The sequence below is a fragment of the Streptomyces sp. HNM0574 genome, from assembly GCF_012726235.1.
In the GTDB taxonomy this organism is placed as follows: domain Bacteria; phylum Actinomycetota; class Actinomycetes; order Streptomycetales; family Streptomycetaceae; genus Streptomyces.
On the sequence record NZ_JAASAH010000002.1, the window covers coordinates 461,441 to 481,015 of the forward strand.

Sequence of the window (19,575 nt, forward strand, 5' to 3'; positions counted from 1 at the left end):
CCTGCCGCGCAGGGATTTCGTATAAGAGACGGGAATACGCTGAGGTGTTCGCATTCATCACCCGTTGTGCCGCGTTACTGCGGGCCGCGTTCGGGCCGGGAACGGGACGCAGGCGGCACGGCGGCGGACGTCACCGGAGCGGCGGGAGCGACGTCGCAACGGCCCCGGCGCCGAGGCCGGACCCGCGCCCGCGCCGCCGACGCCGCGCCCTGTACGTCCGCGCCTTCGCCCCGCCCGCCCTGCCGGAGCACGTCCCCGGCCCCGGGCCGCACGAGGGGCGCATCGCGGGAGACGACTGCGCGCTGGTACGGCCGTACGTCCTCGCGCACGAGGCGGAGCGGGACGGGGCCGTCGCGTGACGGGGCACGGCCAGGGCCGTCACACGACGGAGGACGGAGAGGCGCTGCGGCTGCTGCCGTGGACGGGTGAGGGCGGGCAGTCGTGCTTCCTGGACGGCGGGGAGACGCCCGGCCCTGTGTCCAGGACGGCGGACGAGATGGAGCGTGTGCAGTTGCGGATGGGCGCCGAACTGCGGGTGTATGCACGGGAGTTGGCTTGCGAGGAGGCCGGGATGGAGGCGCGGGAGCTGCGCTACCTGGCCGGAAGGCTGTGCGAGGCGCTCGGGGACGCGCTGCGGATCGCGGAGAGCCGGGGCGCGCGGCTGGAGGGCCGGGCGCCCCGGTGGAAGGGGTGAGGGCGTCAGCCGCGGGTGTCCAGGAGGGCGGCGGCGGTGAAGAGTTCGACGCCGATGCCGATGGCGCGTTCGTCGACGTCGAAGTCGCCCTGGTGCAGGTCGCGGACGCGGCGTTCGCCGGGGGTGCGGACGCCGAGGCGGGCCATGGCGCCGGTGACGTGTTCGAGGTACCAGGAGAAGTCCTCGCCGCCGAGGCTCTGTTCGGTCGGCTCGACCGCGTGCGCGCCGGCGCGGGCCGTCATGGCCTCGTGCAGCAGCTCCGTCACCCGGGCCTCGTTGACGACGGGCGGGACGCCGCGCACGTACGTCACCTCGGACTTGGCGCCGTGCAGGGTGGCGACCTCGTCGATCGCCGCGTGCACCAGATCGGGGGCCTGCCGCCAGGCGGGGAGGTCCAGGCAGCGGACCGTGCCGGAGAGTTCGGCCTCCTGCGGGATGACGTTGCAGGCGTGGCCGGAGACGACGCGGCCCCAGGTGACGCTCATGCCGCTGCGGGCGTCCACGCGGCGGGAGAGCAGCGCGGGGACCTCCGTGACGATCTTCGCGGCGGCGTTGACGAGGTCGGTGGTCAGATGCGGGCGGGCGCTGTGCCCGCCGGGGCCGCTGAGCTTGACCTCCAGCCGGTCGCAGGCGGAGGTGATGGGTCCGGTACGCAGGCCGATCTTTCCGACGTCGACGCGCGGGTCGCAGTGCACGGCGATCACCCGGCCCACGCCCTCCAGGACGCGGCCCTCGATGGCGTCGGTGGCGCCGCCGGGCATCAGCTCCTCGGCGGGCTGGAACAACAGACGGACGGAGTGCGGGAGTTGACCCGCGCGGGCGAGCTCGGCGAGGACGAGCCCGGCGCCGAGGACGACGGTGGTGTGCACGTCGTGGCCGCAGGCGTGCGCGCGCTCGGGGACCGTCGAGCGGTACGGCACGTTCTTCACGTCGGGGATGGGCAGCGCGTCGATGTCGGCGCGGAGCGCCAGCAGCGGCCGCACGCCCTCCCCCTCGGGGGCCAGATCCGGGTGCACGTCGCAGATGAGGCCGGTGCCCAGCGGCAGGACCCGGGGACGCAGTCCTGCCTGCTCCAGCCGGGCCTTGAGGGCCGCGGTGGTGCGGAACTCCTGATTTCCCAGCTCGGGGTGCATGTGCAGATCTCTGCGGAAGGCGATCAGCTCGGCGCGCAGCTCCTCGGTGAGGATTCCGGGGAGCTGGGGCAGCGCTTCGGGCGGAGCGTTCCGTGGTGCCGGGCGGGTCGGGTCCACCTCCGGCTCAGGGGACAGGAGTTCGTTCATGGGGCGAAGATTAGGCGCAGCGCACAAGCAACTGACAGCGGTTCCGGGAAAGTTCAGCCCCACAGGGGACGAAAAACTGGGCCGGGCGGAGGTTATGTCCGGTTGCCGCTGGGTATAACTCTGCGCTTTGCCGTAGACACCGCGTAGACGATCTACGTCACGGCGGCGGTCACGTCACGGACGGGCCGGGGGCGCTCGGCGCTCCGGGCGAGCCCAGCCTGCGGGCGCCGCGCGCGGTGCCCGTCACCCCGGAGAGGAAGCCCTCGGCGCGCGGGGAGGCCCCGTCGGTGAGCCAGGACGGGTCGATGTCGCAGACGGCGACGGTCACCGGCGTCCCCGTCAGGGCGAGCGGCAGGGTGTGCACGACCGTCGAGGGGAAGCTGAGGATGGTGCGGCCGATGGGGCCGCGCCGGGCGACGAGTTCGAGCGGCAGGTCGGGGCGGACGATCTCCAGCCCGGTGGCCGCGGTGACCTGCGCCAGCTTCTCGGCGTTCTCGCGGCGGTGCGCGAAGTAGCGGGTCGCGCCGTGCGCGCGGGCGAGTTCGGCGACGGCCTCCAGGTAGCGGTCCATGTCGACGACGCCGGTCTCGACGAGCGAGGTGCCGACCAGGTCGGTGCCGCGGGTGAGCCGGGGCGGGCCGAAGCGGGAGCGGGTCCAGGCGAAGGCGTTCCGGGTGAGGGCGACGCCCAGATCCGCGACGGAGTCCTCGACCGGCATCGAGGAGAACAGCTCCACCCGGCGTCCGGGCCCCGGGGTGAGGCGGCTGCGGGCGCGCTGCGAGAAGGGGGCGAAGAGGGCGGCGCGGGGGCCGCCGGCGCCCTTGCGGTGCCAGCGTACGAAGCGTTCGCTGCGGGCGAGTTGGGCGGCGAACTCCATGGTGGCCGTGCCGTCGTCGACGACCACGACCTCGGGTGCCGAGGTGAGCGTGAGCAGCAGCTGCACGTAGCGGGAGAAGGGGTCGCCGATGACGATGCGGCGGGCCCTGCGGAGCGGGGCCGCGAGGGAGCCGATGGTCTTCACGGGCGCGGCGGCGCCGTCCCGCGCCTCCTGCCAGTCGACGGTGAGGCCCTCGTCGCGGGCGAGTTCGGCGACGCGGCGGAGCTGGCCGCGGGTCATCGGGTCGTGCGGGGCGAGGACGACGACGGTGAGATCGGGGCCGGTGCGGGCGCCGCCCGCGATCCGGTAGCGGTCCGCGGGGTCGGTTTCGTCCTCGTCCCAGTCCGGCACCGGGTCGCCCTCGTCACCCTCCTCGTACGGGAGGGGCGGGCCCGTGTCGGTGTCCTCCGGCTCGCCGGGGAGCGGCTCGTCCTCGTCGGGGACGGCGGCTCCGGGGGTGAGGCCGGGGTCCAGTCCGGCGGCCACGGTGTCCGGGACGCGTCTCTCCGTGGCCTCCCGCCGGGCCCGGCGCTCGCGTGCGACGGCCGGGTCCTGGAAGGCCCACTCCAGGACGTTCAGGAGTTGTACGGGGCTCTCGACGAAGGCGAGTGTCCCGCCGCCCCCGCGGCGGGTGCCCCGGCCGGACGCGGCCGTCTCCGGGGCGGTCGGGCCGGGGCGCGGCCCTTCGGATCTGCTCAAGGCGTGACTCCGTGGTCCCTTGGCCCGCGGGCCCCCGGAACGCCGGGGGACCGCGGGCCGTTCAGAGCGTGCAGAGCGTTCCGGCGGGTCAGACCGTGACCGGGGTGCCGGCCTGCTCGGCCTCCTCGGCCTCGGCGACGACGCCCTTGACGCGGCGGAGCTTCGACATCGGCTTCAGCTCGCTGTCGTAGACCTTCTTCACGCCGTCACCGAGGGACTCCTCGATGGTGCGGATGTCCCGCACCAGGCGCACCAGGCCCTGCGGCTCGACGGAGGCGGCCTGGTCGGAGCCCCACATCGCGCGGTCGAGGGTGATGTGCCGCTCGACGAAGCAGGAGCCGAGGGCGACGGCGGCGAGGGTGGTCTGGAGACCGGTCTCGTGGCCGCTGTAGCCGATCGGCACGTTCGGGAACTCGTTCTGCAGGGTGTGGATCATCCGCAGGTTGAGCTCCTCGGCCTTCGACGGGTAGGTCGAAGTGGCGTGGCAGAGAACGATGTTCTCGCTGCCCAGGACCTCCACCGCGTGCCGGATCTGCTTCGGGGTGGACATGCCCGTGGAGAGGATGACGGTACGGCCGGTGGCGCGCATGGCGCGCAGCAGCTCGTCGTCGGTGAGGGAGGCGGAGGCCACCTTGTAGGCGGGGACGTCGAACTTCTCCAGGAAGGCGACGGACTCCACGTCCCACGGGGAGGCGAACCAGTCGACGCCGCGCTTCTTGCAGTACTCGTCGATGGCCCGGTAGCCGTCCTCGTCGAACTCGACGCGGTGCCGGTAGTCGATGTACGTCATCCGGCCCCAGGGGGTGTCGCGCTCGATCTCCCACTGGTCGCGCGGGGTGCAGACCTCGGGAGTGCGCTTCTGGAACTTGACGGCGTCGCAGCCGGCCTCGGCCGCGGCGTCGATCAGCGCGAAGGCGTTCTCCAGCTCACCGTTGTGGTTGATGCCGATTTCACCGGTGACGTACACGGGGTGGCCGGGGCCGACGAGACGGCTGCCGAGGGTGCGAAGGCGGTTGGTGCTCATGGAGAAAAGATCTTTCTGCTAGAGGGAGGGCTGCAGCGGCTGCTGCACCGGCTGCTGCGTGGGCTGCTGCAAGGAGGGGCCGAGAATCCACGAGGCGATCTCGCGGACCGCGCCCCCTCCGCCGGGCGCCGAGGTGACGGCGCGCGCGGCGTCGCGGACGACGTCGTGCGCGCCCGCGACCGCTACCGGCCAGCCGACGAGGCCGAAGCACGGCAGGTCGTTGACGTCGTTGCCGACGTAGAGCACGCGCTCGGGCGCGATGCCCTGCTCCTCGCACCACTGCTTCAGGGCGAGGTCCTTCCGGTCGATGCCGTGCAGCACGGGGACCTGGAGCTTCCTGGCCCGTGCGGCGACGACCGGGTTCACTTCCGTGGACAGGATCAGCAGCGGGAGCTCCGCCCTGCGGAGCGCCGCGATGCCGAGTCCGTCGCCGCGGTGGACCGCGACGACCTCCCGTCCATCGGCGTCGACGAGCACCCTGTCGTCGGTCTGGGTGCCGTCGAAGTCCATGACGATCGCGTCGATGTCGTCCCGTCCGGGCAGGACGCCCCGGCCGGACGGGCCGTCGAACTCCGCGCCGCGGCCGTTGACTTCGGCAGCGGAGAGCGGGGCGCCGTCGAGCAGCGGCGCGAGGGCGCGAGCCCGGTCGAGGTCGTGCGGATCGTCGATCTCCAGGACGCGGGCCGGGTCGGTACGGACCGGCTCGGTGCGCCCGAAGAAGCGGTGGCCTGCCTTCCGGAAGCCGGCGGCGTCCATGGCGTACGCGGCGCCGGTCTCCAGCAGGTCCTGCGGGCGGTCCTGGCGGCGCGGCCGGAACGCCTTGTCGTGGTTGACGCCGACGCCGCCGCCGGTGCCGCCGGTGCCGTCGTCGGCCCGCCACACGAAGCCGTGGAACGGCGCGACGGTCAGCGCGCTGTCGGCGCCCTGCCGGGCGACCGCGTCGGCCACCCCGGCCACGTCCTCGGGACGGAGGAAGGGGCTGGTGCACTGGACGAGCAGGACGACGTCGACGGCCTCCTCGTGCCGGGCCTCGTAGACGTCCATGGCGTGCAGCACGGCGGCCTCGCTGGTGGCCAGGTCGCCGGCGATCTCGGCCGGGCGCTCGACGACGCCGGCGCCTGCGGCGCGGGCCGCCTCGGTGATCTCCGGGTCGTCGGTGGAGACGACGACGCCCGTCACGGGCCCGGCCTCCAGGCAGGCCCGGACGGCACGGGTGACCAGCGGGACGCCCGCGACCGGGGCGAGATTCTTCGCGGGCACGCCCTTGGAGCCGCCGCGCGCGGGGATCACCGCGAGGACGCGGGGCGCCGAGCCCGGGGCTGTCGCCGGGTGCGAGTCAGTCATGTCGGCTCCTCGAAGGGTCGGGAGAGATGCGCCCCGAAAGGGGCGCGGGGAACTGCGCGAACGGCCCGAACGCACCCGCACGCGACGATGGACAGGAAGGGGCACCCCGAGATCCGCCGAGCACCCGGCGACGGGGGCGCTGCGCTTGCCAGCCCTGCGCCTCGGCGCAGACCTCCCAAGCGCAGTGCGGGAGTTGAGGGGCGCGGGGAACTGCGCGCTCGGCCGGGGCGCACCCGCACCCGGCGCCGCACACGAGGCGCCACCCCGCGCTCCGCCTCCGGCGCGACGCCGCGCCCCCGCTCACAGCTGCCCCATCCGCCGGATGACCGGGGCGACGCGCTGGACGCCGTGCCGGTACGCGCCCCTGGCCGCGTCCCGTACGGCCCCGCGGACCACGCGGCGCAGACCGGACTCGTCCGTCTCGGCGACGGTGGCGAGGGGCTCGCCGTGCGGGCCGAAGCCGTAGCGGCCGAGGATTCCGGGCAGGTATCCGGGCGCGGTGACGGGCGTGTAGTAGGGCGCGAGCGGCGGGAGTCGCTCCTGCCCGGCGAGCGCGGCGACGCGTTCGCGCGCCGGGTCGAAGGCGTCCGCGTAGCCGGTGCCCTCGGGCCAGGGGCCGACGCCCTGCCGCGCGGTCCAGGCCGGGTCGGCCTCGGGCAGGGTTCCGGCGTCCAGCTGGTCCCAGGAGACGAGGCAGCCGGAGCCGAGGAAGTGGTGGTTGCCGAGCACCTCGCGGATGCCGAGGTCGGTGAGGACGGCGGTGGGCACACCCCGGTGCAGGGACTCCAGCGCGGCCGTCGAGCTGACGGTGACGAGCAGGTCGCTGCGGTCGAGGATCTCGCCCATGTGCCCGTAGACGAGGCGGCAGTTGGCGGGCAGCCCGCCGGGAATCCGCTCGGCGAGCCGCTGGTAGGGCTGCTCCTCGATGTGCGTGGTGTGCTCGCCCGGCCTGCTGCGCAGCTTCACCAGGACCTCGCGGTCCGGGTGCGCGCGGGCGTGCCCGGCGGCGCGGCGCAGCAGGTACATCCGGTCGGCCCGGCTGACGGGCACCGAGGGCTGCGCGGCGAAGACGACGGTGAAGGGGCGGGGCCCGGCGGCGGGAGCGTCCGCTCCCTGCCGCCCGGCCTCCCCGTCGAGGAAGGGGAGGGCGCACTCGGTGACGGAGGAGGCGTCGGCGCCGGCGCCGGTGTAGACCTCGCGGAAACGCTCCGCGTCGTAGCGGGAGTTGGCGAGGACGAGGTCGGCACCGTGCCGCAGCAGCAGTCCGTCGGCGAGCTTCTCGTAGACGACGCCGACGTAGCCGGTGGCGACGACGGGGCGCCGGACGCCTGAACTCCCGGCCGCACCAGGGGCGTTGGGCCCCGTCGCGTGGGCCATGCCGTGCAGCATCGCCTGCACGGCCCCGCCCACGCAGGCGAGGACGACCAGGTCGTACCGGCCGCGGTCGGCGACGGCGCGCACGAAGCGGGCGCCGGTGGTCTCGGTGAGCGAGTCCACGCTGACCCCGACCTCGGCGAGCTGCCGGGGAGTGGGGGTCGCCCGGCCGCGCAGCAGCATCCCGTCGATCCTGGCGTCGGGGGCGAGGCGGCGCGCGGTCAGCGCACCCCATTTCCACCGCGTATCGGAATCGGCGAGAACTGCTGTGCGCAGTGCGGAAGAAGTACGTGAGGGCACGTCACAGACGCTAAGAAGGGATTCCGATTCCCTGCCCAACTCAAATACAACAGACGGTTAACAGCGCGCCGACGGAAAACCAACCGGCCCGCGAAACCAGCGAATTCAAGCCCGTTAACCATACCGCCACATTGCGTTCACCCCTGCGTACAATGCAGGTCACGACGGAATCCGGGAGAGCCCCCTAATCTCACTCGGGTGGTAAAGCTCTCCGTCATCGTGCCGTTCTACAACGTGCAGTCCTATGCGCCGGAAACCCTGCGGAGCCTGCGTGCGAACGCCCGCTCCGACATCGAATTCCTGCTCGTCGACGACTGTTCCTCCGACGGTACCCCCGAGATCCTCGAACGTGCCGAGCGGGACCTCCCCGGCGCCGTTCTCCTGCGGCACGCGCAGAACGGTGGTCTCGCCACGGCGCGGAACACCGGCCTCGACGCGGCGCGCGGCGAGTACCTCGCCTTCCTCGACGGCGACGACTGGATCGCCCCGGGGTACTACGAGGACCTGCTCGCCACCATCGAGCGCCTGGGCTGCGACTTCGTGCGTACCGACCATGTGCAGTGCACCGCGCGCGCCCGCACCCTCGCGCGGGTCCCGCACGGCCGGCGCGGCGTGGTGATGAACCCGCGCGAGGCGATCCTCCCCGCCGACCGCAGCACCTCCGTCGACTACGCGTACGCCTGGGCGGGGATCTACCACCGCAGACTGCTCGACGCGGGCCTGCTGCACTTCACGCACGGGCTGCGCACCGCCGAGGACCGGCCGTGGATCTGGCGGCTGCACCGCGAGGCCGAATCCTTCGCCGCCGTCGGCCTGTTGGGCGTCTTCTACCGGCGCGGCGTCGCCTCCTCGCTGACCCAGATCGGCGACGTGCGCCAGCTGGACTTCATCCGGGCCTTCGACCAGGTCGTCGAGGAGACCGCGAAGGACCGGGACGCGGACGAGCTGCTGCCGAAGGCCGTCCGTACGTACTGCGCGATCATCTCGCACCACCTCACGAGTGGAAGGTTCGAACCGCAAGTGGCCCGTAAGCTGCGCGCGATGAGCGCCGCCGTCCTCAAGCGGCTCCCGTCCGGCGTCCTCGACGGCGCCCTGGACTCCATGGACGCCGAGCGCGCCAACCGGCTGCGGCGGCTGCGGCGCCGCCCCGCCGCCTCGGTCGCCTCCGGCGTCCCGTCGCAGGGAGCGGGGGCGGCGGCCTGATGCGCACGCAGATCTTCTTCGCCTCCACCCTGTACGGCGCCGCGACGCTGGCCGCCGCGCTCGACGCGGGCCGCTTCGACTCCGCCGACCGCCGGGTGCTGCTCGTCTCCAACAACGCGGCGAGCCCCGAGACGACGCCCGCGCTGGACGCGATGCCGGGCTTCGAGCGGCTGCGCGGCCGGTTCGACGAGGTGCTCTCCTGGAACGAGGCGATCCGCCCGTTCCACCCCGGCGCCTGGTCGCCGCGCACCGACGACGCCCCGCTCTGGGAGCGGTACCTGCGGCTGCTGTGGAACCTGGGCGAGGGCCCGGAGCACGAGGTCGAACTCGCCGTCGAGTCCATCCAGGTGGAGCCCGCGCTCGCGCTGGCCCGGCTGTTCCCGGACGCCCCGCTCGACGTCTACGCCGACGGCCTGATGAGCTACGGGCCGACCCGCAACAAGCTCAACCCGCTGGTCGGCACCCGCGTCCGCCGGCTGCTCCACCTCGACCTGCTGCCGGGCCTGCGGCCCATGCTGCTCACCGAGTTCGGCGTCGAGGCCGAGGCGATCCCCGCCGAGGCCTTCACCGACGTACTGGCCGAGCTCGCCAAGGACGTGCCGCGGAGCGTGTCCGAGGCTCCGGAGGGCGCGGCGCTGCTGCTCGGCCAGTACATGGCGGCCCTCGGCATCCTCAGCGACGCCGAGGAGGAGGAGCTGCACGTGCGGATGCTGCGCGGCGCGGCCCGCCTCGGCCACAAGGCCGTGGTGTTCAAGCCGCACCCCATCGCCCCGGCCCGCTTCTCCCGCGCGCTGGAGAAGGAGGCGGACGGCCTGGGCGTCGAACTGACCGTCCTGGACTCGCCGGTGCTCGCCGAGGTGCTGTACGAGCGGACCCGCCCCTCGCTGGTCGTCGGCTGCTTCTCCACCGCGCTGATGACCGCCTCCGCCTTCTACGGCCTCCGCGTCGCCCGCACCGGAACGGACCTGCTGCTGGAGCGGGTCGCCCCGTACGAGAACAGCAACCGGATGCCGGTGACGCTGGTGGACGCGGCGCTCCCCGAGATCGGCGACGCCTCGGCCGTCGGGGACTGGCGCGCGCCGGACGAGCGGACCGTCGCACGTGAACTCACGCCGCTGGTACGGGCGGTGGGCTACTGCATGCAGTCCAAAATCTACCCGTCGCTGCGCGAGGAGGCCGAGCGCTATCTCGCGGCGCACCTCGACGCGCACACCCGCCGCTACTTCAAGCGGCGCCGGCTGACCTCACTGGGCCTCCCGGGCGCGGTCCCCCGCCAGTTCGCCTTCGTCCCGCGCAACCGGACGGTACGGCGGGTGGCGCGGCGCGCCCGTGCCCTGAAGCGGGCCGCGCTCGGCTGAAGGGCGCCAGGCGATGAGCACCCCCACGACGACGGCCGGCCCGCTCCCCCAGGCGGCGCCCGCTCCCCCGCCCTCCCCGGCCCGCGCCCGCGGTCCCGCGCGGCTGCGCGCGCTGGACGGGCTGCGGCTGCTGGCCGCGCTGATGGTCGCCGCGTACCACTTCGGCGGCCGGGACGGCGAGGTCGGCGAGGCCTGGGGCACCTCCCCGGCCGAGCAATTCCCCACCCTGTCCCCGCTGTTCGCCTACGGCTGCCTCGGCGTGCAGGTCTTCTTCGTCATCAGCGGCTTCGTCATCTGCATGACGGGCTGGCGGGCGGCCGGCACCGGCGACGGCGTCTCGCGGCTCCGCCGCTTCGCCGTCTCCCGCGTGACCCGGCTGATGCCCGCGTACTGGGCGGCGATCGGGCTGGTCACCCTCGTCTTCGCGCTGCCCCCCGTGGTCTACGAGGCGGTCTCGCCCAGCGACGTGCTGGTCAACCTCACGATGCTCCAGCAACCGCTGGGCGTCGACCGGGTGCTGGGCGTGTGCTGGACGCTGTGGGCCGAGGTCCGCTTCTACGCGCTGTTCGCGCTGTGCGTGGTGCTGCCCGGTCCCAGCCGCCGCCGGGTGGTGCTGTTCTGCGCCGCGTGGCTGCTGGGCACCGCGCTCGCCGAGGCGTCCGGCTCCGCGCTGCTGGACCTGGTCCTGATGCCGGAGTACGCACCGTTCTTCACCGGCGGCGTCGGCCTCTACCTCGTCCACCGGTACGGGCACGACGCCACCGCCTGGGCGATCGTCGGCGTCAGCTGGCTGCTCGGCCAGCACTACGCGGTGCGGGAGCTGTGGCACCCGCCGGACCCGGAGTTCTTCTCCTACCGCCCCTCGCTCGGCATCATCGCCGTCGTCACCCTCGGCTTCGCGGCCGTCGCCGCCGTCGCGCTGGGCGCCCTCAACTGGGCGGACTGGCGCTGGCTGACGACGGCGGGCGCGCTGACGTACCCGTTCTACCTGGTGCACGAACACCTCGGCTGGGTCGCCATCCACCTGCTGCACCGCGGCCTCGCGCTGCCCTCCTGGCTGGTGCTGCTCCTGACGACGGCCGCGATGCTCCTGCTCGCCTGGCTCCTGCACCGCGGCGTGGAACGCACCCTGGGCCCGCGCCTCAAGCGCGCCCTGACGGCCCCGTCGGCACGCTGACCGCTCCTCGTCCGCGTTCCTCTAGGGTCTGGCCCATGTCAGTTCACGATGTACAGATCGAAGCGCTCCAGGGCGGTCCCGCCGGGCTCGACGGGTACCGCGGCACCGCCGTCCTCGTCGTCAATGTGGCCTCCCGCTGCGGCCTCACCCCGCAGTACACCGCGCTGGAGCAGCTCCAGAAGCGGTACGCGGAGCGGGGGTTCACCGTCCTCGGCGTGCCCTGCAACCAGTTCGCCGGCCAGGAGCCGGGCACGGCCGGGGAGATCGCCGAGTTCTGCTCGGCGACGTACGGCGTCTCCTTCCCGCTGACGGAGAAGGTGGACGTGAACGGGGACGGCCGGCACCCGCTGTACGCGGAGCTGGTCGGCACCGCGGACGCGGACGGGCACAGCGGGGACGTCCGCTGGAACTTCGAGAAGTTCCTCATCGCCCCCGACGGCACCGTCACCGCCCGCTTCTCCCCGCGCACCGCCCCGGACGCCGAGGAGGTCACCACCGCGATCGAGTCCGTCCTCCCGGGCTGATCCCTCGACCGCCGCTTCCCACGGGCCCGTTCCGGTACGCCGGGACGTCCCACCCGGACCTCGTCCCGGAGGGCGTCCCCGCAGGTCGGCGCGTCCCCGTCCCGCCCGTACCGCTGGGTCGGGCGCGGGGCTGCCGTCCGCCGGGGCGGGTGCCCAGGATGTGGTCGTGCCGGACGACGGTTCCGGCACGGCCCGTTCAGGGCGGACACCGCAAGGGGGAAGCAGCATGAAGTTCCGCAAGGGAATCGCGACGGCCGCGGCGACGCTGGTGGTCGCGGGAGGCGCCGCCGTGGGCACCACGGGGACGGCGCAGGCGGCGAAGAGCGACTGCCCCAAGGGCTACCTCTGCTCCTGGAGCACGACCCACTTCAAGGGCAAGCCGGGCAAGGTCTCCGGGAACAACGCCAACCTGCGCAAGTACCACAAGTTCGCCACCTCACGCTCTATCTACAACAACGGCAAGAGCTGCAGCGTGAAGGTCTGGGCCGGTACGGGGATGTCGGGCAAGTCGGTGACGATCAAGCGCGGCTACCAGTTCCACGACACGAAGAACAGCGTCCTGCGCAACGGTGCGGGTTCCAACCGCTGGTGCTGACCGGCCCGTTGGGGGCGCGCACCCGGTCCGCCGGGCGCGCGCCCCGGCGCCCGTTCCCGTACGTGTCCGAGGGGGAAGCCATGCCGTCCCGGTTCGTCACCGGAGCCCTGCTGCTCGCCGTACTGGCCGCCGGCACCGTTGCCTGCGCCCGGCCGGAGAGCGGCGGCCACGCCGAGGGAGCCGCGCGGGCCCACCCGGCCGCCGTCGCGCGCACGCCCGTCCCGTTCACCCCGCCCGTGCCCGCGCTCTCCGACGGCGAGCAGCGGCGGTTGGACCGCGCGGAGAACCGGCTGGTCGACGCCTGCCTGAAGCGGAAGGGCATCGACGTCGCCCCGGCGAAGCCGCCCCGACCCGGCCCACTCAGCCGTGAGATCCCGGCGTGGAACCCGTACGCCCTGCTCACCGACGACTTGGCGGACCGGGACGGGTACGGCCTCACCAGCCCCGTGCTGCGCGGCGAACCGCCGTCCGACCGCGAACCGGAACGCGAGACCTCGGCCGGTGAGGCGGAGTGGGACCGGGCGATGGACGGGACGGACGCGCACCGCGAGAGCGTCCGGCTGCCCACCGGCGGCTCGGTGAGCCGGAACACCGACGGCTGCCGGTTCCGCGGCGGCGAGGAGCTGTACGGCGAGGGCTGGGACCGGCTGCTGTACGGCTACCAGTTCCTGGCCAACGAGGTCGTCGCCGAGGCCGGCCGGGCGCCCGGGGTGACGGCGGCCCGCGCGCGCTGGTCGGCCTGCGTCACGGAGTCCGGCCTCGGGAAGCTGGGGCACCGCCCGGGGAAGCCCGAGCGGCTGCGCGAACGGGTCGCGGAGCGGCTGGACGCGGCCCGCGGGGACGGCGCCGCGCTGGAACGGGTGGCCCGTACCGAGCTGGACGCGGCCCGCGCGGACGCCCGCTGCCAGCGCGAGAGCAGGCTGCGCGAGGCGGTGACGGCCGCGCAGCGGGAGGCCGAGCGGCCCGCTCTCGCCGCCCACGGCGAGCTGATCGCGGACTACGCCCGCGCCCTGCGCGCGGCACTCCGCGACTGAGCCCCTCGTCCCACGCACGGCCGCCCGCCCGCGAACTCCTCGCGGACGGGCGGCCGATGGCGGAAGGGGCGGGCTAGAGCACCAGCGAGAGCAGCAGCAGGAAGATCAGCGAGACGACGGAGATCAGGGTCTCCATCACCGACCAGGTCTTGATCGTCTGGCCGACGCTCATCCCGAAGTACTCCTTCACCAGCCAGAATCCCGCGTCGTTGACATGGCTGAAGAAGAGCGAACCGGCGCCGACGGCCAGCACCAGCAGGGCCACGTGCGCCTGGCTCATGTCGGCCGCGAGCGGGGCGACGAGACCGGCGGCGGAGATCGTCGCGACGGTCGCGGAGCCGGTGGCGAGGCGGATGCCGACGGCGATCAGCCAGCCGAGCAGCAGCGCGGAGATGTTCCAGTCCCTGGAGAAGTCCAGGATCATCTCGCCGACGCCGACGTCGATCAGCGTCTGCTTGAAGCCGCCGCCCGCGCCGACGATCAGCAGGATGCCCGCGATCGGCACCAGCGACTTCTCGACGGTCTGCGTCAGCCGCTCCTTGCCGAAGCCCGCGGCCCGGCCGAGGGTGAACATGCCGACGACGACGGCCGCGAGCAGCGCGATCATCGGCGACCCGACGACGTCCATCACCCGCTGGACGGGGCTGGCCGGATCGTCCACGACGATGTCGGCGAGCGCCTTGGCGAGCATCAGCACGACTGGCAGCAGCACCGTGGTCAGCGTGGCCCCGAAGCCGGGCCGGCGCTCCAGCTCCTCGGAGGGCCGCGTCGGGATGAGCCCCTCGGGCGGGGTGACGTCGACCCAGCGTCCGGCGAGACGGCCGAAGAGCGGGCCCGAGATGATCAGCGTCGGGATGCCGACGAGGACGCCGAGGGCGAGGGTGATGCCCAGGTTGGCGTCGAGGGCGCCGATGGCGGCGAGCGGCCCGGGGTGCGGCGGCACCAGCCCGTGCATCACGGACAGGCCCGCGAGCGCGGGGATGCCGATCCGCATCAGGGAGAAGTTGCCGCGCTTGGCGACGAGCAGCACCACGGGGATCAGCAGGACGATGCCGACCTCGAAGAACAGCGGCAGTCCGACGATGCCCGCGATCAGGGCCATCGCCCAGGGCATGGCCTTCTGCCCGGTCCTGGCCAGGATCGTGTCGACGATTTGGTCGGCGCCGCCGGAGTCGGCGAGCAGCTTGCCGAGGATCGCGCCGAGCGCGATGAGGACGCCGACACCGGCGACGGTGTCGCCGAGGCCCGCGGTGAAACTCTCGATGACCTTGTCCAGCGGTGCTGCGGCGACGGCGCCGAGCACCAGCGAGCCGATCGTCAGCGACAGGAACGCGTGGACGCGGAACTTGGTGATGAGCAGGACGATGACGGCGATGCCGACGAGGGTGGCGATGCCCAGCTGGGCACTGCCGGCGGAGGTGATCGGGTCGACCGGCTCCGGTCCTGCGGCCAGCATCTCGGCACTGAGATGGCGCACGGCTCTTCCTTCGGGTGCGGGGGCGGGGTCCTGGGGAGGGGGCGTACGGGCGGCCGTGGGGGGTACGGCCACCCGTACGCGCTGACCGTTCTACCGGCTCGCCGGCACGCGGCCCGGGACGCTTCGGTCCCGGGCTCCGGGCGGGCGCCGGGTACGGTCAGCCGCCCGCGCGTCCGGACGGGGGAGGACCGGACGCACGGGAGTTCTCGGGAGTCCCGCGGAGTTCGGGGGCTCCGCGGGACGGGTCACGCGCGGGCGCTCGCGGCGTACTCGGCACCGCGCGCCGACTGCTCGCGCGCGTGGGCCCGTACGGCCTCGGCGGCGCGGGCGGTGACGGTGTGCTCGTCGGCGTCGACGCGGACGGGGGCGCCGCGCTCGTCGGGCTGGAGCGGTTCGAGGGTGGCGAACTGCGAGTCGAGCAGCGCGGTGGGCATGAAGTGGTCGGTCCGCTGCCGCATCCGCTCGCCGATCAGCTCCCGGTCGCCGGTGAGGTGCACGAAGAACAGTCCGGGGGCCGCGGCGCGGAGCCGGTCGCGGTAGGAGCGCTTGAGCGCCGAGCAGCTCACGACCCCGCCGAGACCCTCTCGGCCGTGGGCCCAGGCGCCGATGGCGTCGAGCCAGGGGGCGCGGTCGGCGTCGTCGAGGGGGGTGCCGGAGGACATCTTGGCGACGTTCGCCGGGGGGTGGAAGGCGTCGGCCTCCGCGTAGGTGACGCCGAGTTCACGGGCGAGGAGCTCGCCCACCGTCGTCTTGCCGGTTCCGGCTACGCCCATGACGACCACCACGTCGGTCGTCCGTGCGGCATTGGCACTCATCGCTCACACCTCGCTGTCCTCTTCGACCTCGGCGCCGAGCACACTCAACCTCATAGGTCACACGTATTCAATAGCTGGACATGAAATCGTCATACTTAATAGGGAGTGATTCCAGCCACGTCCGCGCGTACCGGACCACGTAGGGTTGTCATGACAGGGGCGGGCACGGAATCCACGGGAGAGACATTGGCGAGCGAGGCCGCGGCGGAGGGGATGCCGGGCGGACGCCCGAAGCAGGGCATGGGCCTGCACTCACAGGTGCTCGCGCGGCTCGGACCCGCGATCACCGCGGGCGAGTACCCGGCCGGCACGGTGCTGCGGGCCGACGAACTCGCCGAGCGGTACGAGGTCTCCCGCACCGTCGTCCGGGAGGCCGTCCGTGTCCTGGAGTCGATGCACCTGGTCGAATCGCGCCGCCGGGTCGGCGTGACGGTCCTGCCGCAGGACCAGTGGAACGTCTACGACCCGCAGGTCATCACCTGGCGGCTGGCCGGAACCGATCGCCCGCGCCAGCTGCGCTCCCTCACCGTGCTGCGCTCCGCCGTCGAGCCCGCGGCGGCCCGGCTCGCCGCCGAGCACGCCTCGGCCGAGGAGTGCGCCGAGATCACCGAGCAGGCGCTGGGCATGGTGGCGACCTCGCGCGGCCAGCAGCTGGAGAAGTACCTCGTCCACGACGTGGCCTTCCACCGCGCGATCCTGCGCGGCTCGCGCAACGAGATGTTCGCCCGGCTCGGCGACGTCGTCGCCGCGGTCCTCACCGGACGCACCCAGCACGAGGTGATGTTCACCGACCCGCGCCAGGAGGCCGTCACCCTGCACGTCCGCGTCGCCGAGGCGATCCGCGAGGGGGACGGACCGCGCGCCGAGGAGACGATGCGCACCATCACGGTCGACGCAATGCAGGAACTCGACGTCCTGACGCCGTAGCACCCCGTCAGGGGCGCGGGGAACTGCGCGAGAGGCCACGGCGGCGGGGTGACCGTCAACGGCGGCGCGGGGGCAGCCCGCGAAAAGGGGCGCGGGGAACTGCGCGAACGGCCACGGCGGCGGGGTGGCCCGGTGACAGCATGGAGCACCCCGCGCCGGGGCGGGCGCTGCGCTTGCCAGCCCTGCGCCTACGGCGCAGTTCTCCCAAGCGGGGCGGGCCCGCGAAAAAGGGGCGCGGGGAACTGCGCAAAGCCCGAGCCACGACAGGCGCCGCACCCCTGAACGGCGGTGCAGGGGCTGCCCGTTGAGACGCACCCGCACCCCGCGCCGAACCCTCACGCCGGCCCCAGCGTCGCCGCCACGCCCGTGATGACCGCCCGGAGCCCCTCCTCGAACCGCTCCTCATAGCCGTCGAAGAGATCGTCGCCCGTGGCAGTGGTGAGCGGATACTCCGGACCCATCCGCCGCGCCCGCTCGGCCGTGTCGAAGCCCGGCGTCCGCTCCCCCGGCATCGGGTGGACGCCCTGCTCCTCGATGACGAAGCCCTCGGTGAAGCTGTAGACGATGAACGCGGCCCGCGCCGCCGCGTGCGGGTCGAAGCCGGCGGCGACGAGCCGCCCGAGCTGCTCCTCCATCCACGCCGCGTGATCGGTGTCGGTCAGCCGCGTACCGCTGAAGACCTTCGCGCCGTCCCGGTGTTTGAGCAGCGCGCGCCGCAGCCGCCGGTGCACCTCGGCGAGCCCCTCGCGCCAGTCCCCCGTGTCGGGCAGCGGCTCCTCGCGCATGGCGCGGAACATCGCGGTGGCCATCTCGTCCAGCAGGGCCTGCTTGTTGGCGAAGTGCCAGTACAGCGCCGGGGCCTTGACGTCGAGGGCCTGGGCGACCTTGCGGAGGGTGACGCCCTCCAGCCCGGCCTCGTCGAGCAGCCGCAGGGCGGTTGCCACCACCCGGTCCCGGTCCAGTCGTGTCGCTCGCGCCATGTTGACAACTTAACACCGTTAACCCCATGCTCGTCGACATGAGCGAACTTAACGACGTTAAGGAACGGGCCCGGGTACTCGTCGCCGGTGCGGGACCCACCGGCCTCACCCTCGCCTGCGACCTCGCCCGCCGCGGCGTCCCGCACCTGCTGATCGAGGCGCAGGACGAACTGTTCCCCGGCGCCCGCGGCAAGGGACTCCAGCCCCGCACCCTGGAGGTCTTCGACGACCTCGGCCTGGTCGACGCCGTCCTCGCCGCCGGCGGCCGCTACCCGCGCGTGCTCGACTGGGAGGGCGCGGTACGCGGCGAGACCTTCGACCTGGTCGAGCCCATGCCGCCGCGCCCCGGCGTCCCGCACCACGAGTCGCTGATGCTGCCCCAGTGGCGCACCCAGCGCCTGCTGCTGGACCGGCTGCGGGAACTCGGCGGCGACGTCCGCTTCGGCACCCGGCTGACCGGCCTGACCCCGGACGCCGAGGGCGTGACCGTCCGACTCACCGGCCCCGAGGGCGAGTTCACCGTCCGGGCCGGGTACGCGGTGGGCGCCGACGGCGGACGCAGCGCCGTACGCAAGCAGCTGGGCATCGGCATGGAGGGCGAGACCGTCGACCCCAGGCCGATGATCGTCGCCGACGTACGCCTCACCGGCCTCGACCGCGAGCACTGGCACGCCTGGCGCAAGGCCGAGGGCGGCGGCGCCACGCTCTGCCCGCTGCGCGGCACCGGGGACTTCCAGCTCCAGGCCCAGTACGACGACCCGGACGCCCGCCCCGACACCAGCCCCGAGGGCATCCGCGCCCTCATCGGCGCGCGCACCGTGCTGGACGCCGCCGACGTCCACGAGGTGCTGTGGGCCTCCGAGTTCCGGGCCCGCACCGCGCTGGCCGAACGCTTCCGGGACGGGCGGGTCTTCCTCGCGGGCGACGCGGCGCACCTGCACTCACCCGCGGGCGGACAGGGCCTCAACACCGGCATCCAGGACGCCTACAACCTCGGCTGGAAGCTGGCCGCCGCCGACGGGCCGCAGGACCCGCTGCTCGACACCTACGAGGCGGAACGGCTCCCGCTCGCCGCCGACGTCCTCGGGCTGAGCACCCGCATCCACCGCGCGACCGTCGCCGGCCGGGTGCTCCAGCGCGGGCGCGACACCCAGCAGCTCGACCTGCACTACCGGGACAGCGCGCTCACCCGCCAACACGGCGCGCCCGCCGGGGAGTTGCGCGCCGGTGACCGGGCGCCGGACGCGCGCTGCACGGCGCCGGACGGCACCGTCTTCCGCCTCTTCGACGCGTTCCGCGGGCCGCACTGCACGCTGCTCACCTTCGGCGGCGCGCCACCGCTCCCGGCGCTCCCCTCGTACACGCGCGCCACGGGCCTCCGGCACTGCGTCGTCGCCGCGACGGAACCGCACGCGGAGGGGGCGTACGGCACCGGCACGTACCTCGTCCGTCCGGACGGGTACGTCGCGGTCGCGGGCTGAGCGCCGGGGGGTGCGTTCCTCGCGGGGTGCGTTCCTCGCGGGGCGCGTTCCTCGCGGGGTGCGTTCCTCGCGGGGCGCGTTCCTCGCGGGGTGCGTTCCTCGCGGGGTGCGGTACGTCGCCGGGCGCGGCGCCGTCGTGGCTCGGGTTTTGCGCAGTTCCCCGCGCCCCTGATCGCGAGCCCGCCCCGCCTTGTTCGGGCGCGGCGCCGTCGTGGCTCGGGTCTTCGCGCAGTTCCCCGCGCCCCTGATCGCGGGCTCACCCCGCTTGGGAGAACTGCGCCTTAGGCGCAGGGCTGGCAAGCGCAGCGCGGTCACCCACGCGCGGGGTGCTCCATGCCGTCACCGGACCACCCCGTACGTCGTGGCCGTTCGCGCAGTTCCCCGCGCCCCCAAGAGGGCGCCGTTCCCCGCG

The 19,575-nt window shown here is 73.7% G+C and carries 18 protein-coding genes; 10 read left to right on the forward strand and 8 right to left on the reverse strand.

Annotation, left to right across the window (positions count from 1 at the left end):
- Positions 1-44 precede the first annotated feature (44 nt).
- Together HCC30_RS05765 and HCC30_RS05770 are read left to right on the forward strand one after the other, a co-directional pair.
- Positions 45-359, forward strand: a complete 315-nt coding sequence (locus HCC30_RS05765) for a hypothetical protein (RefSeq protein ID WP_169441017.1) — start codon at positions 45-47, stop codon at positions 357-359.
- Positions 356-694 (forward strand): hypothetical protein, encoded by a 339-nt coding sequence (locus HCC30_RS05770; protein WP_346776505.1) that lies wholly within the window; start codon positions 356-358, stop codon positions 692-694. Before HCC30_RS05765 ends, HCC30_RS05770 begins: the two co-directional genes overlap by 4 nt.
- A gap of 5 nt (positions 695-699) precedes the next feature.
- Here HCC30_RS05770 and HCC30_RS05775 read toward each other — a convergent pair whose 3' ends face one another.
- The 5 genes from HCC30_RS05775 to HCC30_RS05795 all read right to left on the reverse strand — a co-directional run bounded on the left by HCC30_RS05775 (position 700) and on the right by HCC30_RS05795 (position 7,592).
- Positions 700-1,974 carry an amidohydrolase gene (locus HCC30_RS05775; protein WP_169441019.1) on the reverse strand — a complete coding sequence of 425 codons (1,275 nt, stop codon included), beginning with the start codon at positions 1,972-1,974 and terminating at the stop codon, positions 700-702.
- A gap of 169 nt (positions 1,975-2,143) precedes the next feature.
- The gene (locus HCC30_RS05780; RefSeq protein WP_240979334.1) at positions 2,144-3,550 is read right to left on the reverse strand and encodes a hypothetical protein; all 1,407 of its coding nucleotides are present in this window, start codon (positions 3,548-3,550) and stop codon (positions 2,144-2,146) included.
- Between the two features lie 88 nt (positions 3,551-3,638).
- The gene (locus HCC30_RS05785) at positions 3,639-4,574 is read right to left on the reverse strand and encodes an N-acetylneuraminate synthase family protein (RefSeq protein WP_169441021.1); all 936 of its coding nucleotides are present in this window, start codon (positions 4,572-4,574) and stop codon (positions 3,639-3,641) included.
- An 18-nt stretch (positions 4,575-4,592) separates the two neighbouring features.
- Entirely contained in the window at positions 4,593-5,918 is a 1,326-nt protein-coding gene (locus HCC30_RS05790; RefSeq protein ID WP_169441023.1) for an acylneuraminate cytidylyltransferase, read from the reverse strand.
- 300 nt (positions 5,919-6,218) lie between these two features.
- Positions 6,219-7,592: a DUF6716 putative glycosyltransferase gene (locus HCC30_RS05795; RefSeq protein ID WP_169441025.1), complete on the reverse strand. Its 1,374-nt coding sequence runs from the start codon at positions 7,590-7,592 to the stop codon at positions 6,219-6,221.
- A 198-nt stretch (positions 7,593-7,790) separates the two neighbouring features.
- On the opposite strand from HCC30_RS05795, the gene HCC30_RS05800 reads away from it, so the two are divergent.
- The 6 genes from HCC30_RS05800 to HCC30_RS05825 all read left to right on the forward strand — a co-directional run bounded on the left by HCC30_RS05800 (position 7,791) and on the right by HCC30_RS05825 (position 13,483).
- Positions 7,791-8,795: a glycosyltransferase family 2 protein gene (locus HCC30_RS05800; RefSeq protein ID WP_169441027.1), complete on the forward strand. Its 1,005-nt coding sequence runs from the start codon at positions 7,791-7,793 to the stop codon at positions 8,793-8,795.
- The gene (locus HCC30_RS05805) at positions 8,795-10,153 is read left to right on the forward strand and encodes a polysialyltransferase family glycosyltransferase (RefSeq protein ID WP_169441029.1); all 1,359 of its coding nucleotides are present in this window, start codon (positions 8,795-8,797) and stop codon (positions 10,151-10,153) included. The genes HCC30_RS05800 and HCC30_RS05805 overlap by 1 nt, the downstream gene beginning before the upstream one ends.
- 13 nt (positions 10,154-10,166) lie before the next feature.
- On the forward strand, positions 10,167-11,330 hold the full coding sequence (locus HCC30_RS05810) for an acyltransferase (RefSeq protein WP_169441032.1): 1,164 nt from the start codon (positions 10,167-10,169) through the stop codon (positions 11,328-11,330).
- A gap of 35 nt (positions 11,331-11,365) precedes the next feature.
- Positions 11,366-11,854 carry a glutathione peroxidase gene (locus HCC30_RS05815; protein ID WP_169441034.1) on the forward strand — a complete coding sequence of 163 codons (489 nt, stop codon included), beginning with the start codon at positions 11,366-11,368 and terminating at the stop codon, positions 11,852-11,854.
- 226 nt (positions 11,855-12,080) lie between these two features.
- Positions 12,081-12,449: a peptidase inhibitor family I36 protein gene (locus HCC30_RS05820; RefSeq protein ID WP_169441036.1), complete on the forward strand. Its 369-nt coding sequence runs from the start codon at positions 12,081-12,083 to the stop codon at positions 12,447-12,449.
- An 80-nt stretch (positions 12,450-12,529) separates the two neighbouring features.
- Entirely contained in the window at positions 12,530-13,483 is a 954-nt protein-coding gene (locus HCC30_RS05825; RefSeq protein ID WP_169441038.1) for a hypothetical protein, read from the forward strand.
- A 73-nt stretch (positions 13,484-13,556) separates the two neighbouring features.
- On the opposite strand, the gene HCC30_RS05830 is transcribed toward HCC30_RS05825, so the two are convergent.
- The gene (locus tag HCC30_RS05830) at positions 13,557-14,960 is read right to left on the reverse strand and encodes a gluconate:H+ symporter (protein ID WP_169441041.1); all 1,404 of its coding nucleotides are present in this window, start codon (positions 14,958-14,960) and stop codon (positions 13,557-13,559) included.
- Between the two features lie 245 nt (positions 14,961-15,205).
- Positions 15,206-15,775 carry a gluconokinase gene (locus HCC30_RS05835; RefSeq protein ID WP_169441043.1) on the reverse strand — a complete coding sequence of 190 codons (570 nt, stop codon included), beginning with the start codon at positions 15,773-15,775 and terminating at the stop codon, positions 15,206-15,208.
- Between the two features lie 213 nt (positions 15,776-15,988).
- Here HCC30_RS05835 and HCC30_RS05840 point away from each other — a divergent pair, with 213 nt between their 5' ends.
- On the forward strand, positions 15,989-16,702 hold the full coding sequence (locus HCC30_RS05840) for an FCD domain-containing protein (protein WP_169441420.1): 714 nt from the start codon (positions 15,989-15,991) through the stop codon (positions 16,700-16,702).
- Between the two features lie 335 nt (positions 16,703-17,037).
- Here HCC30_RS05840 and HCC30_RS05845 read toward each other — a convergent pair whose 3' ends face one another.
- The gene (locus HCC30_RS05845; protein WP_169441045.1) at positions 17,038-17,682 is read right to left on the reverse strand and encodes a TetR/AcrR family transcriptional regulator C-terminal domain-containing protein; all 645 of its coding nucleotides are present in this window, start codon (positions 17,680-17,682) and stop codon (positions 17,038-17,040) included.
- Between the two features lie 38 nt (positions 17,683-17,720).
- On the opposite strand from HCC30_RS05845, the gene HCC30_RS05850 reads away from it, so the two are divergent.
- On the forward strand, positions 17,721-19,163 hold the full coding sequence (locus HCC30_RS05850) for an FAD-dependent monooxygenase (RefSeq protein WP_169441047.1): 1,443 nt from the start codon (positions 17,721-17,723) through the stop codon (positions 19,161-19,163).
- Positions 19,164-19,575: the final 412 nt, after the last annotated feature.